General features: G+C 55.5%; 13 protein-coding genes and 1 riboswitch. Of the genes, 10 read left to right on the top strand and 3 right to left on the bottom strand.

Annotation, left to right across the window (positions count from 1 at the left end; genetic code table 11):
* Positions 1–37: 37 nt before the first annotated feature.
* Together HRQ63_RS19305 and HRQ63_RS19300 are read right to left on the bottom strand one after the other, a co-directional pair.
* Positions 38–1,741: a methyl-accepting chemotaxis protein gene (locus tag HRQ63_RS19305; protein ID WP_172246800.1), complete on the bottom strand. Its 1,704-nt coding sequence runs from the start codon at positions 1,739–1,741 to the stop codon at positions 38–40.
* Positions 1,742–1,950: 209 nt separating this feature from the next.
* Positions 1,951–3,231 (bottom strand): sensor histidine kinase, encoded by a 1,281-nt coding sequence (locus HRQ63_RS19300; RefSeq protein WP_172246799.1) that lies wholly within the window; start codon positions 3,229–3,231, stop codon positions 1,951–1,953.
* Positions 3,232–3,509: 278 nt separating this feature from the next.
* Positions 3,510–3,620: riboswitch (TPP riboswitch) on the top strand.
* Positions 3,621–3,700: 80 nt separating this feature from the next.
* On the opposite strand from HRQ63_RS19300, the gene HRQ63_RS19295 reads away from it, so the two are divergent.
* The 10 genes from HRQ63_RS19295 (at position 3,701) to HRQ63_RS19250 (ending at position 14,760) form a co-directional block, all read left to right on the top strand.
* On the top strand, positions 3,701–4,720 hold the full coding sequence (locus HRQ63_RS19295) for a ThiF family adenylyltransferase (protein ID WP_172246797.1): 1,020 nt from the start codon (positions 3,701–3,703) through the stop codon (positions 4,718–4,720).
* 101 nt (positions 4,721–4,821) lie between these two features.
* Complete coding sequence (gene thiE / locus HRQ63_RS19290; protein WP_172246795.1) at positions 4,822–5,451, top strand: thiamine phosphate synthase; 630 nt, start codon at positions 4,822–4,824, stop codon at positions 5,449–5,451.
* Positions 5,452–5,454: 3 nt separating this feature from the next.
* Positions 5,455–5,655 (top strand): sulfur carrier protein ThiS, encoded by a 201-nt coding sequence (thiS, locus tag HRQ63_RS19285; RefSeq protein WP_172246793.1) that lies wholly within the window; start codon positions 5,455–5,457, stop codon positions 5,653–5,655.
* A gap of 5 nt (positions 5,656–5,660) precedes the next feature.
* Positions 5,661–6,491 (top strand): thiazole synthase, encoded by an 831-nt coding sequence (locus HRQ63_RS19280; RefSeq protein WP_268239521.1) that lies wholly within the window; start codon positions 5,661–5,663, stop codon positions 6,489–6,491.
* 69 nt (positions 6,492–6,560) lie between these two features.
* The gene (locus HRQ63_RS19275) at positions 6,561–7,811 is read left to right on the top strand and encodes an FAD-dependent oxidoreductase (protein WP_172246791.1); all 1,251 of its coding nucleotides are present in this window, start codon (positions 6,561–6,563) and stop codon (positions 7,809–7,811) included.
* A gap of 96 nt (positions 7,812–7,907) precedes the next feature.
* On the top strand, positions 7,908–10,976 hold the full coding sequence (locus HRQ63_RS19270; protein ID WP_172246789.1) for an S-layer homology domain-containing protein: 3,069 nt from the start codon (positions 7,908–7,910) through the stop codon (positions 10,974–10,976).
* 3 nt (positions 10,977–10,979) lie between these two features.
* On the top strand, positions 10,980–11,846 hold the full coding sequence (locus HRQ63_RS19265; protein ID WP_172246787.1) for a GNAT family N-acetyltransferase: 867 nt from the start codon (positions 10,980–10,982) through the stop codon (positions 11,844–11,846).
* A gap of 154 nt (positions 11,847–12,000) precedes the next feature.
* Positions 12,001–12,693, top strand: a complete 693-nt coding sequence (locus HRQ63_RS19260) for a response regulator transcription factor (protein WP_172246785.1) — start codon at positions 12,001–12,003, stop codon at positions 12,691–12,693.
* Entirely contained in the window at positions 12,686–13,810 is a 1,125-nt protein-coding gene (locus HRQ63_RS19255; RefSeq protein ID WP_172246783.1) for a sensor histidine kinase, read from the top strand. The genes HRQ63_RS19260 and HRQ63_RS19255 overlap by 8 nt, the downstream gene beginning before the upstream one ends.
* Before the next feature lie 86 nt (positions 13,811–13,896).
* Entirely contained in the window at positions 13,897–14,760 is an 864-nt protein-coding gene (locus tag HRQ63_RS19250) for a M15 family metallopeptidase (protein WP_172246781.1), read from the top strand.
* Between the two features lie 20 nt (positions 14,761–14,780).
* On the opposite strand, the gene nadA is transcribed toward HRQ63_RS19250, so the two are convergent.
* The gene (nadA, locus tag HRQ63_RS19245; protein ID WP_172246779.1) at positions 14,781–15,887 is read right to left on the bottom strand and encodes a quinolinate synthase NadA; all 1,107 of its coding nucleotides are present in this window, start codon (positions 15,885–15,887) and stop codon (positions 14,781–14,783) included.
* Positions 15,888–15,892 lie beyond the last annotated feature (5 nt).

The following is a 15,892-nucleotide window of genomic DNA, read 5'->3' as shown; positions in this document are numbered from 1 at the left end:
GGGAGTTCAAAATCACGGTAGAGCATCAAAAAGACCATCAGATCTTGAAAGTGCCGACTACGCGATGCAAATTGTCCGCCAGATGGGACAGCGCGGTCGAGGAGGAAGAGACCTCTTCCATCGAAGCGAGCTGCTGCTGGGCGGCGGCAGCCACGTTTTGCGAATGATCCGATGTATCGCCGGCAATATGCAGAATGCCTGATAGGTTAGAGGAGGCATTTTGTACACGGAAGGATACGTTTTGGGTAGCCGAAGACATCCGATCTACCCGGGTGGTGAGCGTAGTCATCAGCTCCAGAATTTCTTTGAAGTTGGTTTGCGTACGTCTGACTGCTTCAAGTCCGGCTTGGACTTCCGTGCCGACTTGCTCGATCGATTGGTTGGAACGCTCCATATCGTTTTGAATCTCATGGATCAGTCCCGAGATTTGAGCGGAAGATTGTTGGGATTGCTCGGCCAGCTTCCGAACTTCGTCTGCCACGACGGCAAAGCCTCTGCCATGTTCGCCGGCTCTGGCTGCTTCAATCGCTGCGTTTAAAGCGAGCAGATTGGTTTGCGAGGCAATCGACGAAATAAATTGCGAGATTTCTTCGATTTCTTTCGAACGACCGTCCAGCAGTTGAATGACTTTGCCGCTTTCATGAACGGAGCGGTCAATCTCTTGAATCTGAACTACGGTCTCGTCGACCAGGCGATCGCCTTCCGAAGCTTTGCGGATGGTCTGATTGCTGACGTCCAGCACAGTTGTCGCATTGTCGGAGATGGAACGAACGCCGGTTACCACTTCATCCAGAGCGGCCGTGCTGTCATTCAGACGGTGTGACGATTGTTCGGCGCCCTGCGCGACATCTTGAATGGACATTGCAATCGTTTCCGTAGCCAAACTGCTCTGTTCCGCGCTTGCAGACAGCTCTTCGGAGGAAGCGGCCACCTGCTGCGAAGTGTCGACGACTTCGTTGAACAGCTTGCGAAGATTGTCCGTCATATCGTTGAAGCTGTTCGCGAGCGTAGTCAACTCATCGCCGGAATGGTCGGCTACAGGGTGCGTGAAATCCCCTTCGCCGGCCAGCTTAAGCGAAGCCGCCACGGCTCCGAGACGTTTTCTGATCCGGCGCGTGAACAGCAATACGGCTGTCGTCGATACGATCAGGACGCCTGCCAACACGATAATGAACAAGGTGAAAAAGTCGGACAAAATCTTCTCGATAATGCTCTGCGGAGCGCCGACGTAAAAAATACCGATCACTTGGCCGTCTGCGCCGAGAATCGGCATGTAGGCGGATTGATATGTATTTCCTGCGACGTTGGCTTCGCCCGTATACAGTTCGCCGCGATCCAGAACCGCTTGTTTCACCGTATCGGATACTTTCGTGCCCACCGCGCGTTTCCCGTCTACCTGAACGTTGGTCGCGATTCGCGTGTCGCCCTGGAAAACCGTGACCGTGCCGCCGCTGTCCGCGCCGATGGAGTCCACCAGATCGAAGTTATCGTTCATCAGGGTCGCGCCTTTGTACAATTTGCCGTCGGTTACGATCCAATCGCCCGGATTGGCGCTGTCGATGTAGCGGTAGGCCAACGCCAAATCGCCTTTTGCCTTTTCGACCGCGAACGCTTTGATTCCCTTGCTGACTTGTTGCTGGACCAAAAGACCGACGATTCCAGAGAACAAAATCATGAACACGAGGAACATCAAATTTATTTTCGTACCCAGCTTCAATTTTACACGTAATTTTTTGCGCACAATTCGATGGCTCCTTATCAAGGTTTGTGCTAGTTATATCGGTAAAATTTGAAATTTCTAAAGAGTTTTCGACGAAAATTCGACAAAAATAAGGACTTTTAACTTGAGTTGAAAGTCCTATCTCAATAGTTTCATATTTGGATATAAAGTGAAACGTTTCTATTGGAATATGAAAAAAGGCTTTTCGCCGAATCGCGAAAAGCCTTTTTTCAATCTCCCCAGGAAGCTTCGGGAAGGGTCATGGGCAAACTGAACACAAATCGGCTGCCTGTTCCGGATGAATATTCCAACCTCAGCCTCCCGTCCATCAGCTCGACGAGCTGTTTGCAGATGGATAAACCGAGGCCGGTTCCGCCATACCGGTTCACGTAATTGGCGGTGTGCAGCTGGGTGAAAGCCTGAAACAGCATGGGCTGCTTATCCGCGGAGATTCCTTTTCCGGTATCGGTTACGGCAAATGTCAGGTAAGCTTCATCTTCGCTGCCCTGTTTTGGCTTGCGTTTATCCGTCCGTTCTTGTTCGCTGCCCGAAGAGACGTAAGCTTCGATCCGAACTTCGCCCGAATCGGTAAACTTTAATGCGTTGGACAACAGATTGACTAGAATTTGACGGATTTTGTTCTCGTCCCCGATCCATAGGTCCGGCATGTTCATCGGAATAATCTCATGCAGCTCGATCCCTTTACGATGGGCTTCGGTGCGGAATAACTGAGTAAGATCAATCAGACAGCCGCGCAGGGAAAAAGGCTCGCGCGAGACGTCCATTTTGCCGGAATCCAGTTTGGAATAGTCGAGAATTTGATTCAGTAGGGTCATGAGGGAACTGCCGCTGGAGTGGATCAGATGCAGGTATTGCTGCTGCGTATCGGTCAGAACGGTCGATTGAAGCATCTCGCCCACGTTCAGAATCGCATTCATCGGCGTCCGGATTTCATGACTGAGAATAGCGAGCAGATTGGACTTTTGCTCCAGCGTTTTCAGTCTCTCCTCCTCGGCGGCGCGCCAAAGTCGATGCGTACGCTCCAAATCCAGCATATTTTCGAAAAAGGCGGCCAACGAAGTCAGCATTTCGACATCGTGCAGCGTGTACGTGTAAAACTTATCATCAAAGGCGCATAAGGAGCCGAAGATCTTCCCGTCGCTTGTTTTGATCGTGACTCCCATAAACGAACAACCCCCGACGAACGGCGTAACGTCCATATCGCGGGTGAGAGGATGGGTGAGATTGTTATCGATAATGAGCGGTTCCGGGCCGTTCTCGGTCACGAGATGACAGTAGGAATCCGTATGATCGATCACCAATCCCTCTTGTAAAATCACGGCGCTGCGATTGATCGTGTTCAGGACTTTGGTCTCCGCTTCGTCGCTGAGCGCAATGCAAAACGTATTGGCCGGAATCGCTTTACTGGCCGTATCGACGATTTGGGCGGCAGAAGCATACAATTTTTCGGATAAAATCTCCATCACGTCGGCATAACTCGTTTTAAGCATAGCGGCACCTCGGATACATAAATGTTCAATAAAAAATAGGTTAATGTCAGATTACCACGAATTTTAGATAATAAACGCGAGTTTTTAGGGGAGGTGATTAGAAAGCAGGAATTATTAGACTTAATCTGCGTATTTTTGCGGTATTCACTACATAAACCGCTAGGTGACTGGAGTAAACAGGAAAGTCGGCAAGCGCCTTCTCCAAGGCTCCGCTTGTAGGGAAATTTAGCCGTTTCGTTGCCATTTTCCGTATTGTTCGTTATCCTGATCTTATAACCGAATAAGAATGCGGGTGCTGGATGAAGTCCGGCTGAGATGGGAGCCTTGTGCTTTCGGACCGTTAATCTGATCCAGGTAATGCTGGCGTAGAGAATCCCATTCGAATTGTTCAAGCCATTCGTATATTCTCGAATGGCTTTTTTGCATACTCGTAGGGAAAAGCGGGCATCTGGAAACAAGGAGAAAAGCGATGACCGAACAAGAAGACCGTTATTCGAGACAAGTGTTATTCGCTCCGATCGGAGACGAAGGTCAGAGCAAGCTTGCGAACGGCGCAGTTTGCATCGTGGGCATGGGTGCGCTCGGCACGGTGCTGGCGAGCCATATGGTGAGAGCGGGAGTCGGCCGGGTCCGTCTGATCGACCGGGATTACGTGGAAAGCAGCAATTTGCAGCGGCAGATGCTGTACGACGAAGACGATGCCGCGCAGTCTCTCCCTAAAGTGGTGGCGTCCGAGAACAAATTGAAGAAGATCAATTCGGACGTGACGCTGGAAAAAGTATTCGCCGACGTCACGCCGGGCAACGCGGAAAGTCTGCTGAAGGGAATGGACCTGGTGCTGGACGGCACCGATAATTTTCAAACCCGTTTCCTGTTGAACGATGCCTGTTACAGCGCCGGAATTCCGTTTATCTACGGCGGCGCGGTCGGTTCGCGGGGAATGAGCGCCGTATTCGTTCCCGGAAGCACGCCGTGCCTGCGCTGCTTGATCCCGTCTGCCGACTCCGGCGGGGAAACGTGCGATACGGTAGGCGTGATCTCGCCCGTCGTCGATATCGTCGCGTCGTACCAGTCGGTCGAAGCGCTCAAATGGCTGGTCGGAGACAGGGAATCGCGGCGGGAGACGCTGCTGTCGTTCGACGTATGGAATAATCGCCTGCACGAGTTGAAGCCGGTTCCGGCAAAGCCGGATTGTCCCTGCTGCGGCCTGAAAACGTATCCGGCGCTCCGGCGCGAAGAAGAGACGCTGCTGTCGCTGTGCGGAAGGGAGTCGATCCAGATCGCCGGACATGCGCCGTTCGACCTCGCCATTTGGGCGGAAAAGCTCGCTCCGGCAACCCGAACGGTCAAAGCCAATCCGTATTTGATCCGCGCCGAACTGGCCGAAGGCGGACGGTTGGTGCTGTTCGAAGACGGACGGGTGCTGGTGCAAGGAACGGACGATCCGGTTCGCGCCAGAAGCCTGTATGCGAGGTATATCGGGAACTGACGAAGGTCGGGAGGTCCGGCGAGAGCGAACGACATGACGGGCAATGGCCGAGGACGGTCAAGTTGCGTCATTCGAAAACGACATGAAGGAGCGAATTCGCAATGAAAGACTTTAGATTGTACGCCATCACGGGAGAGAATTTTCATCCGGGTCGCGGACTGGCGGAAGTGATGGAGCAGGCGATTTTGGGCGGCGCGGATATTATTCAATTCCGGGATAAGCATAGCGGGAAAGAAGAACTGCTGCGCAAAGCGAAAGCGCTGCGGGAGCTGACCCGGCGATACGACATTCCTTTTATCGTGAACGACCATGTCGAATTGGCGCTTGAAGTCGACGCGGACGGGATTCATCTGGGGCAGGGCGATCTGCCTCTGGCCGAAGCGCGGCGGATCGTGGGCAGCAAGATCATCGGGATCTCCACGCACGCGATCGAAGAAGCATTGGCGGCCCAGGAGCAGGGTGCCGATTATATCGGCGCCGGACCGGTGTACGCCACGCGGACGAAGCTCGATGTCGTGGCTCCGGTAGGGCTGGATTATATCCGCGAGGTATCACGGCGGATTAGCATTCCGTTCGTGGCGATCGGCGGGATCAAGCTTGGCAACGCGGACGAAGTGATTGAGGCGGGGGCAACGAGACTGTGCGCGATCAGCGAGATCGTCGGCAGCGAAGATCCCGCCGGCGCGTGCCGGGCGTTTATCGACAGGCTGGAGCGGAAGGAGCGTGCATAGCAGATGGCGGAATTGACGATCAACGGCAGCCGGAAAGAGCTGGATGCCGATACGCTGGCGGATGTCGTGGAGCTGCTCGGCCTCGGCGGCCGTCCGGTCGTGGCCGAAGTGAACGGTGAAGTCGTCGCGTCGGAAAAATGGGCAGAGACGCAAGTGGAAAGCGGAATGAAGATCGAGTTGGTTCATTTTGTGGGAGGAGGTTGAAGAACATGGATTTCGAAAAAAGAAACGATGTAAGGGCAAGTCATGCTGCCGCCGGAACGACAGAGGACACGTGGCGGATCGGAAACGCGGAAATGGCTTCGCGCTTTTTCCTCGGCACGGGGCTGTTTCCGAATCCGTTCGTGCAAAACGAAGCGATCGCCGTCTCGGGCGCGGAAGTACTGACGTTCGCGATCCGGCGGGTGGATCTGGAGTCTGCGGAAGACGATTCGATCCTTCAGCATTTGGAACCGGGGAAGTTTCGCTTTTTGCCCAACACGTCGGGTTCGCGCACGGCGGAAGAAGCGGTACGCATCGCGAGGCTGGCGCGGGCATCCGGTCTTAGCGATTGGATCAAGGTCGAGATCAGCGCCGACGAGCGCACGCTGCTGCCCGATCCGATCGAGACGCTGCGCGCAACGGAGATTTTGGTGAAAGAAGGCTTCACGGTCCTGCCGTATATCTCGGACGATCCCGTGATCTGCCGGAAGCTGGAAGAAGCAGGAGCAGCGGCGATCATGCCCGGCGGCGCGCCGATCGGCACGGGACTGGGCATTCTCAATCCGTACAATATCGGCCTGATCGTCGAAGAAGCGAACGTGCCGGTGATCGTCGATGCGGGACTGGGCACGGCCAGCGATGCGGCACTGGCGATGGAACTGGGCGCGGCCGCCATCTTGATGAATACCCCCGTCGCCAAAGCGCAGGACCCCGTCGGCATGGCGCTCGCGATGAAGCTGGCGATCGAAGGCGGAAGACTCGCGTATCTGTCGGGGCGGATGGGCAAAAAGAGATATGCGTCGGCGAGCAGCGGGTTTGACGCGTTAAAAGTGAAGTGATCGGAAGGGCAGGAAACTTCGGACAAAAGATCGGTGAAGCGGCCGAAAGTTTGAAAGGGGGATGGACGCATGAAGGAGTCTTTTATCGTGCTGGGCGGCGGGATCATCGGATTGTCCTGCGCGCTGGAACTGCGGCTGCGCGGCGCGGAAGTGACCGTACTGGAAGCCGGGGAATGCGGCGGGCAAGCTTCCGGCGCGGCGGCGGGGATGCTGGCGCCGTATTCGGAGAATCCGGAATATCCGGACGAATTTTTCCGGCTGTGCCGGGAAAGCCTGGAGCTGTATCCGCAGTGGCAGCGCAGGGTCAGGGAGCTGTCCGGCATGGACTTCGAGTATACGGAGTGCGGGAGCCTGTACGCCGCTTACCACGAAGCGGATCTGCTTGCGCTGGAAAGTCGGCTGCGCTGGCAGCGGAAACACGGTTCGAGCGGCGAGATTCTGCGCGGCGCGGAGCTGTTCGCGGCGGAGCCGGGGCTGTCGCGCGAAGTTGTGGCGGCGCTGCGCACGCCGGAGGAGAGCCATATTTACGCGCCGGACTTCGTCGAAGCGCTTAAAGCCGCCTGCTTGAAGGCGGGGGTTGTCGTGCGCGAACGGCTCGGGGAACTTGAGCCGACGGAGTGGGAACGCGGGGTGGAAGTGCGCGGGAAAGGCGGGCTTGACGCCGAGAGTCCGGCAAAGATTGCCCGGAGAGCGGATAGCGGGAAGGATCGAACGCTCGGAGGCGTCGATCCGGCTGCGGAGAACGGGACGAGCCGACCTTGCGAAGCCGTATTCCGCGCGGATCGGCTCGTGATCTGCACCGGGGCTTGGGCCGGGAAATTGTCCGGCCGTCTGGGTCTTCGCCTGCCCGTGCAGCCGATACGCGGGCAGATCTGCGCCTACGAATGGGGCGCCGGAGAGCAAGATCATGTGCCGGTGCGGCACATGATCTTCGGCAGCCAGGGCTATCTGGTGCAAAAAGCGAACGGGACGTTGGTTTGCGGCGCGTCCGAAGACGTCGCGGGCTTCGACAGCAGCGTGACGGAGCGCGGCATCGCGCGCCTGCTGCGCTGGAACAAGCGGGTGCTGCCCGCGCTCGGGCAGGCGCAGCCGTTCCGCCGCTGGGCCGGGCTGCGCCCGGCGACGCTCGACGGCCGCCCGCTGATCGGGCGGCTGGAACGCGCGGAGCGAATCATCTTCGCGGCGGGCCATTACCGAAACGGGATCCTGCTCAGTCCGGCGACCGCGAAGTTGGTCGCGGACTTGGCCGAAGGCCGCCAGGCGGAGCCGTGGCAGACGGCGTTTCGGCCGGAGCGGTTCGAAAAAGATCAAAATCAATAAAAAAAATTAAAAATTTGATTTTTTTATTATATCGCCTTACCCTCTTACCGATGTGTAAAGTGTATAACATCCGACATAATTAGAGGAGACTACTTAATGGAAAACAATTGGAAAGCCTGGCTGATTGCGAGCGCCTTTTTGACGGCAACAACTGGATTAGGCACGACATCTGCATTCGCGGCGGCGGTGCCGAATGCGGAAACGCCGTTTACTGACTTGAAAGGCATTTCACCGGAACAAACGGAGGCGATTCGCGAAGCGGCCCGTCTCGGATTGATTACGGGCTTTCCAAATAACGAATATAGACCGCAGCAAGCGTTGACCCGTCAGGAATTTGCGATTTTGCTGGTCAAAGCGTTAAATCTGCCGGTCTCGAATATTTCCTCCTCTTCATTCAAAGACGTGAATTCCGCAAGCTGGAGCTTGCCTTATATCGAAGCCGCGCGACAAGCGGGATTGATGACCGGAAGCGGATCGAACTTCCGTCCGCAAGCGTTCGTTTCCCGGGAAGAGATGGCTTCCGTACTGGTTCGCGCTATAAACGGACAAAATGTTTCGGGCGGCCTGTCGATCGATACGACCGCGATCGGACCTGTTAGCGATTGGGCCCGCAATTCGATCGAATCCGCCGCGCGTCTCGGGTTGGTCGAATCTTCGTTTACGAACCTCAACCTCAAAGGCAACGTAACCCGCGCGGATATCGCTCCGTTCCTTGTCAATATCTTCCCGGAAAAAGAAATGACGGCAATCGTAACGTCAGTAAGCGGCGATACGATCATGATCGACAATAAACCGCTTCTTGTCACGCCGTCTCTCAAGCAGCTTCTGCTCGCCGACGACAATATTCAAGCTCTGGAAGGCGCTGTCCTGAAATTCAAATCGGCGCGTCACAGCGTGAACGATATCGGCGAATTGGAGATTGTCGCTTCGGGTACCGCCGCGCAAAAACTGAAACTCAATGCCTCCGGTCTGCCTTCTTCAAGCGTCTTGACGCTTTCGGGAAATCAGCTTGCCGTGAACGGCTCTTCGATTTCGACGATCAAACTGCAAAAATCGGCGTCGAATATCGAGCTGAACGCTAAAATCGGTCAGCTTCAGATCGACAATACCGGGGAGCTCGATTTGACCGGAACCGCGAATTTCGATGAAATTCGCATCACGAACGCGAACGCCAAAGTCACGATCGGACCCAACGTTCAGATCAACCGTATCGTGATTCCGGCGAGTACGACGCCGAGCACGGTCATCGCGAACCTGTCGCAAGCCGGTTCGCGGATCAAGCAAGCCGTAACGTCGACGGGTACGGTGCTTCCTCTTACTCCGATTCCGGTTTCGACGCCGGTTTCCGCACCGGCATCAACTCCTTCCGATCCGGTGATCACTCAACCGACCGATCCCAACGTGCTTGCCGTCGAACAAGATTTGTCCAATTTGATGATCGGATTTATCGACGGCGATACGGCAGACAACGTGAGACATTCGATTATTCTTCCGCTTGTAGGCATGCAAGGTTCGACCATCTCATGGGTTTCCGATAAAGAAGACGTTTTGTCTTCAAACGGCACGGTGACGCGCTCCGTGTACGGGTCGAGCGATACGCCGGTTACGCTGAAAGCTACGCTGACCAAGGGAAGCGCGGTAGGAACCAAAGACTTCGCGTTTACGGTAAAAGCTTCGGAGGCTCCGCTGATCGACAAAGCGGTGCTTCAGTCCAAAGTGAACGACGCCGAGCTTCTTATCGGTATTACGACGATCGGCAGCGAAGAAGGACAAGCTCCGCAGGAGGCGTTCGAACAGTTCGAGCTGGCGATCCTTGCGGCTAAAAGCGTGTTGAACGATACGCAAGCGGGTCAAGCCGGAATCGATCAGGCTGCCGACTCGCTCGATACGGCGACGTCCGATTTTGAACAAGCGATCTTCGGCGTCAGCAAGCAGCTGCTGAATCAGAAAATCGTCGAAGCGCAATCGCTGTTGGATAACGCGGTCGAAGGCGAAGCCGAAGGCAACGTGCCGGCCGGAGCCAAAATTCTGTTTGCCGCAAAAATACAGGATGCGAAAACGATCGCCGATGATTCGAACGCGACCAAAGATTCCGTCAAAAATGCGCGAATCGCTTTATCTCAAGAGATCGAACTATTTAATCAGTCCAAAATCGCGATTAACAAAACGGATCTGCTTGCCGAAATCAATATCGCTTCCTCGGTGCTTGCGAATACGACGTCCGGCTATAAACCGGGTCAAGTCGTTCCGGACAAACATGGTTTGTTGAGTTCGGCCGTTCAATCGGCTCAAGTCGTGTACGGCGGATCGAATTCCACGCAGTCCCAGATAAACGCCTCCGTCAGTACGCTGAAGCAAGCGATCGAAGCGTTCAACCTGGCGAAAAATCCGGAACTGACGATGACGATCGTGCCAAACGCCGAGTTCGTTTTGAATAATACCTTCACAAGTGACGACGATAACGTGAAAATAAACGACGACGCGTTGGAAAACGGCGAAGCGACCTATCAATATACCAAACGCAGCATTCTGAATTACGTTCGGGTATCGAACGGAAATCAAGAAGCTTTTGTCGGTTATGATTCGAGCGCAAAAGGATTCCGAATTTATGCGGATTCCGACCTTCAACAAGATACCGGCCGAGTATTGACCGTTACGTCCACTTCGACTGAAATCAACGTGGTATCGAATAACAGCCAGGTCGTTGTTTCGCAAAACAGCTTGCCGGACAATGCGACGGCTGTGCTGAAATTCACGCTGACGGACGGCACTTCGAAAATCTCGGAGGTCGAGGTTCCGGTCCGGGAGGATCATCAAGCACCGGCCTGGACGGGAGGCACGTATGCCGACGGAAAACTGACGCTTTCGAGTACGGAGAAGATGCTTGCATCGACATTAGGAGGCTCTTACGCCGTTTCTTATTCTTCTACGGGATTCTTCGGGAACGGAAACGACCAATCGCTCACCGGTACCGGCAACATCATTTCCTATGAATTGGACGGAAACAAGTTGGTGCTGACCATCAGCCCTTCCTGGCTGAGTAATACGGGTACCCTGCCTCCGGGCAGTAAGTTCAAAGTCGTCTTAAACAATTATAGCGATTACGCCAACAATATTCCTCCTGAGACAGCGCTCTATATCGCGGCCGGTCCCGAAGGACCTTAAGTCATGAAATTAGAGGCCTTTCAAAACGTGCTGCCGGAGGTTTGGATGAACTGCGTGCTTCCCGAAGCACGCAGTATCGTGCCCGAACTTCCACACGATTGCTTGGCTGTGGGCGCATGGGAGCAGGAACGTCCGATCGGGCTGGCGATCGTACGCCGGGCAGCGGGCGAAGAAACGGCGCATGTCGTATCGCTGGTCGTGGTCGAAGAGTACCGTCGAGAAGGTGTCGGGCGGCGTATCCTCGCAGGCTTGGGAAATCTGCTGAAATCCAACGGCATCGGCATTCTGGCGGTCGAGTACATGGCTTCGTGCGAAGAATCGGGCGAAGTCGGCCTTTTTCTTCAAGCTGTCGGATTCGCTCCGCCCGTGCTCGGCGTGGCCGTATGGAGCGGCAAGCTGGCGTTGTTCGAAGAAATGCCGTGGGTACGGCGCATGCCGTTGCCGCGGGGACTGCATGTAGAGCCATGGTCGGCTTTGACCGCCGAGCAGCACGCTTATATTCAGTCCGGCGAGGAAAACTGGTATCCGTCTATCTTGTCCCCTCTGATGGACGGATCAGACACGGATGATGAGCGAAGCCTGCTGCTGCGCGACGGCGAACGCATCGTCGGTTGGATGATCGTGGAGCCTTTGGACGCGAACACGATCGTATTCAAATCGATGTTCGTCCATGCGTCTTACCGTCGAAAAGGAAGAGGAATCGCGCTGATGGCGGAATCATTCCGGCGTTTTCTGCATGATCCTACATTTGAGAACGGCATATTCTTCGTAGAAGGAGACAATGCCGATATGCTTGCTTTTATGAGAAAACATTTGTCTCGGCCGAACATGCGAGAAGAAGGAATGTGGCGAACGTTCAAACGGTTGTAACGTCGGAACGCGACCGATAATCTTCCTGTTTTTCGTTTCGCTGCTCGAGCTTTCTTTGGTACATTCGCGGTTTCCGCGTAAAATAGAATCCGTAACCGCGTAGTCGGGGATCGGGTTCTATTTTTTTATGATTCGAGAGGAGGACGAACACGCCATGAAAGGTGCCACAATCCTGATCGCGGACGACGAGAAAGAAATCGCCGACCTGGTCGCGCTGCATTTGGAAAAGGAAGGTTACCGGACGCTGACGACGCAGGACGGGAGGGAAGCCGTGCGGATCGCGCAGTCGCAATCGATCGATCTGGTCATTTTGGATATCATGATGCCGCATATGGACGGGTACGAGGTGACGCGGCAGATCCGGGAGCAGCACCGGATGCCGATTATTTTTCTCAGCGCCAAAACGTCGGATCTCGATAAAATCACGGGGCTGGTGATCGGCGCGGACGATTACATGACCAAGCCGTTCAATCCGATGGAGCTGGTTGCCCGGGTGAACGCGCAGATTCGCCGCTCCACGCAGCTCAACGTGCCGGAAAAACGCAGCTCCGTGCTGGAGGCGAACGGTCTGACGATCGATCCGGAACAGCGCGAAGTGAAGGTGTACGGCAACGTGGTCGAGTTGACGCCGAAAGAGTTCGATATCCTCTATCTGCTCGCCGGCCATCCGAAAAAAGTGTTCAGCGCCGAAAATATTTTCCGTCATGTCTGGGGCGACGATTATTTCGAGAGCGGCAATACGGTGATGGTGCATATCCGCACGCTGCGCCGCAAGCTGGGCGAAGACGTCGAGAAGAATAAATGGATCAAGACCGTCTGGGGCGTCGGGTACGCGTTCAATGGCTAGGCTGACCAGCAGTTTCCGCATGCGCATGATCCTGCTGCTGGGCTTGAGCATGCTGTTGTCCGGCGGCGTCACCTACGCGGTCTACAAAGCGCTTCAGGTTTATTACGTGGAAAATGCCAAAGTCGGCGACCCCATGGCGAATTTTCGGCGTTTTATCCGCGATGTCGGCGACCTGAATTTTTTCCTGGTCTTTTTCGTGCCGCTGGCGATTTTGTTTTTCTTTCTCCTGACCAAGCCGTACTCCCGTTATTTCCGCGAAATTTCGACGGGGATTCATCGGCTCGCGAACGGCGACTTCGAGGGCAAGGTGCGGATCGAATCCAACGACGAGTTCGGCAGCATCGCGGCGGACATGAACGCGGCGGGCGAAAAGCTCAAGAAAGCCGTGGAGCGCGGCGACTTCGCCGAAAGCAGCAAAGATCAGCTCGTACTGAATCTCGCCCACGATCTGCGCACGCCGCTGACGTCGGTGCTGGGTTACCTGGACGTCATTTTGCGCAGCGACGAGCTGACGCAGGAGCAAATCAAGCATTACACCACCATCGCGTTCACCAAGTCCAAAAGGCTGGAGCGGCTGGTCGACGAGCTGTTCGAGATTACGCGGATGAACTACGGCATGCTGACGATCGATACGCAGACGCTGGATCTCGGCGAGCTGCTGGTGCAGATGAACGAAGAGCTGTATCCGGTGTTCGAGCAAAACGGCCTGACCGCCCGGACCGACATCCAGCCGGACGTGATCATACAAGGCGACGGCGAACTGCTGGCGCGGGTATTCGAGAATCTGCTGATGAATGCGGCACGCTACGGACAAGACGGTCAGCTTATCGATATCGCCTGCCGGATCGAAGGACGAGAAGCGGTCGTGAGCGTAACCAACTACGGCAATTCGATTCCGGAAAACGAGCTGCCGCATCTGTTCGAGATGTTCTACACCGGAGATCGCGCGCGGGTGCAGAACCATCAGGGCGGCGGTACGGGACTGGGGCTTTTTATCGCCAAAAATATCGTGGAGCGTCATAAAGGCAAGATTTCCGCGCAAAGCGACGTCGTGCGGACTTCGTTCGAAGTGCGTTTGCCAAGCAGCGAGCCTCAAACCGATCCCACGCCGTTTTAAGAAAAACTTTAGATTCGTGCATGCTTTTTCTTAAGCCGATCCTTCTATTCTTATAGGGAGAAGAGGAACGGGGAGGATTTCGACGCATGAAAAAGCGGGGTTTCGCTGCGGTAATTATCATATTGCTATTGATTATTGCGGTCTTCAAGTTGACGGAGCAACGAAGCGGTTCGGCAGATTCGGCGGACGGGCTGATTCAGGAGATCGCGCTGCGCAACAGCGGACAGTCTTTGCAGGCTTCGGAAGATCAGCTTTATGCCGGAGATTTGCTGCTGGTGAACGGCGACTATCCGATGCGGCCGCAAGGCACGCAGCCTGACGTCACGGAACTGTTCGGCCACTCCGAGTTGACGGGGCCGGCTTCGCTGCTGGATCGCGATATCCGGCTGTCTCGCGGCGTGGCGATGAAATTCGTCGTCATGGCCGATGCGGCCGCGAACGAAGGCATCGAGCATTTTCTGATCAGCAGCGGATATCGCGACGAACTGGAGCAGAGCCGTTTGTACAAAGAAAAAGGTTCGGATTACGCGCTGCCGCCCGGTTACAGCGAGCATCATCTGGGTTTGGCGCTGGACATCGGTTCGACGGAGGGGCCGATGGCCGAAGCGAAGGAAGGCAAGTGGTTGGAGAAAAACGCGGCCCGTTACGGCTTCGTGCTGCGTTATCCGGCAGATAAAACGGGGATCACGGGCATTTCGTTCGAGCCGTGGCATTTTCGCTACGTCGGCCTGCCGCACAGCCTTTTGATGCAGAAAAACAATCTCGTGCTGGAAGAATATCTGGCGATGCTGGAGAAGAAAGAAGCGATCTCGACCACCGTTAACGGCAGGGAGTACGTGGTATGCTATTACGGGCCGGACCGCCTGTCGGAGCTGAAAATACCAAAAGGCCGCGACTATGCCTTGTCAGGCGACAACCGCGGCGGTTTAATATTGACCCTTTATCCGTGACGGAAGCGGGAGCAGAGGCGTCACACGTGCTCGAACATGCGTTCAAGCGCGCTTTTGGCGTCTTCGGCGATCGCTTGCGGAACTTGGATGATGCCTGTCGGCTCTCCGCGGTCGATGCACTCCAGCGACCAGAGCAGATGCGGCAGGTCGATCCGGTTCATGGTCAGGCACGGGCAAAGGTCCGGATTGAGCGAGACGATCTGCTGCTCCGGGTGCTGCGCGGCAAGGCGGCGAACCAGATTCATTTCGGTGCCGACCGACCATTTGCTGCCCGGAGGAGCTTCGTTGATCCGGTCGATGATGTACTTGGTGGAACCTGCATCGTCGGCCGCGATTACCACGTCGTGCGTGCATTCCGGATGGACGATGACGCGCACTTCGGGATCCAGCCTTTTCGTTTCTTCGATCTGCGCGGTCGTGAACTTCTCGTGCACCGAGCAGTGGCCTTTCCATAAAATAATCCGAATATCTTCAGCGTCCCGATCCGTCAGCAGGCGCTGCGCATACGGGTCCCACACCGCCATCTCGTCTAGCGGAATGCCCAGTTGAAACGCCGTATTGCGTCCCAAATGCTGATCCGGCAGGAACAGGATGCGTTTGCGCTGCTTGAGCGCCCACGAGATGACTTGGCGGGCGTTGGACGACGTGACGGTCGCGCCGCCGTGACGTCCGACGAACGCTTTGATTTCGGCGGTGGAATTGACGTACGTCAGCGGCAAAATGCTATCGCCGACTTGCTCGGTCAGCAGGCGCCAAGCGACTTCGGTCTGGGTCATATTCGCCATGTCCGCCATCGAGCAGCCTGCGCGCATATCGGGCAAAATGACTTTTTGATGCGGCTGGGTCAGAATATCGCACGTCTCGGCCATGAAATGCACGCCGCAAAACACGATATGGCGCGCTTTCGTATTTTGGGCGGACAAGCGGGCCAGCTCCAGCGAATCTCCGGTCATATCGGCAAATTGAACAACCTCGTCGCGCTGATAATGGTGTCCCGGAATCAGCAGCGCGTCGCCGTGTTTTTGCTTGATCTCCCATACGCGGCGTTCCATTTCTTCCGTCGGGATGTCCCGATATGCGGCCGGCATCATCGGATACTGGGGCATGACTTCATTGAATATCGACATGTGTT

It is taken from the genome of Saccharibacillus endophyticus (assembly GCF_013185185.1).
GTDB classification, from domain to species: Bacteria; Bacillota; Bacilli; order Paenibacillales; family Paenibacillaceae; genus Saccharibacillus; species Saccharibacillus endophyticus.
Note: the sequence above shows the minus strand (reverse complement) of the source record. Positions and strands in the feature narration are given on the sequence as shown.

Bases quoted from the DNA above. Each gene is read 5' to 3' on its own strand.
- HRQ63_RS19300 (WP_172246799.1), bottom strand. From the start codon at position 3,231: ATGCTTAAAACGAGTTATGCCGACGTGATGGAGATTTTATCCGAAAAA.
- HRQ63_RS19260 (WP_172246785.1), top strand. From the start codon at position 12,001: ATGAAAGGTGCCACAATCCTGATCGCGGACGACGAGAAAGAAATCGCC.
- nadA (WP_172246779.1), bottom strand. From the start codon at position 15,887: ATGTCGATATTCAATGAAGTCATGCCCCAGTATCCGATGATGCCGGCC.
- HRQ63_RS19295 (WP_172246797.1), top strand. From the start codon at position 3,701: ATGACCGAACAAGAAGACCGTTATTCGAGACAAGTGTTATTCGCTCCG.
- HRQ63_RS19275 (WP_172246791.1), top strand. From the start codon at position 6,561: ATGAAGGAGTCTTTTATCGTGCTGGGCGGCGGGATCATCGGATTGTCC.
- HRQ63_RS19255 (WP_172246783.1), top strand. From the start codon at position 12,686: ATGGCTAGGCTGACCAGCAGTTTCCGCATGCGCATGATCCTGCTGCTG.
- HRQ63_RS19280 (WP_268239521.1), top strand. From the start codon at position 5,661: ATGGATTTCGAAAAAAGAAACGATGTAAGGGCAAGTCATGCTGCCGCC.
- thiE (WP_172246795.1), top strand. From the start codon at position 4,822: ATGAAAGACTTTAGATTGTACGCCATCACGGGAGAGAATTTTCATCCG.
- HRQ63_RS19265 (WP_172246787.1), top strand. From the start codon at position 10,980: ATGAAATTAGAGGCCTTTCAAAACGTGCTGCCGGAGGTTTGGATGAAC.
- thiS (WP_172246793.1), top strand. From the start codon at position 5,455: ATGGCGGAATTGACGATCAACGGCAGCCGGAAAGAGCTGGATGCCGAT.
- HRQ63_RS19270 (WP_172246789.1), top strand. From the start codon at position 7,908: ATGGAAAACAATTGGAAAGCCTGGCTGATTGCGAGCGCCTTTTTGACG.
- HRQ63_RS19250 (WP_172246781.1), top strand. From the start codon at position 13,897: ATGAAAAAGCGGGGTTTCGCTGCGGTAATTATCATATTGCTATTGATT.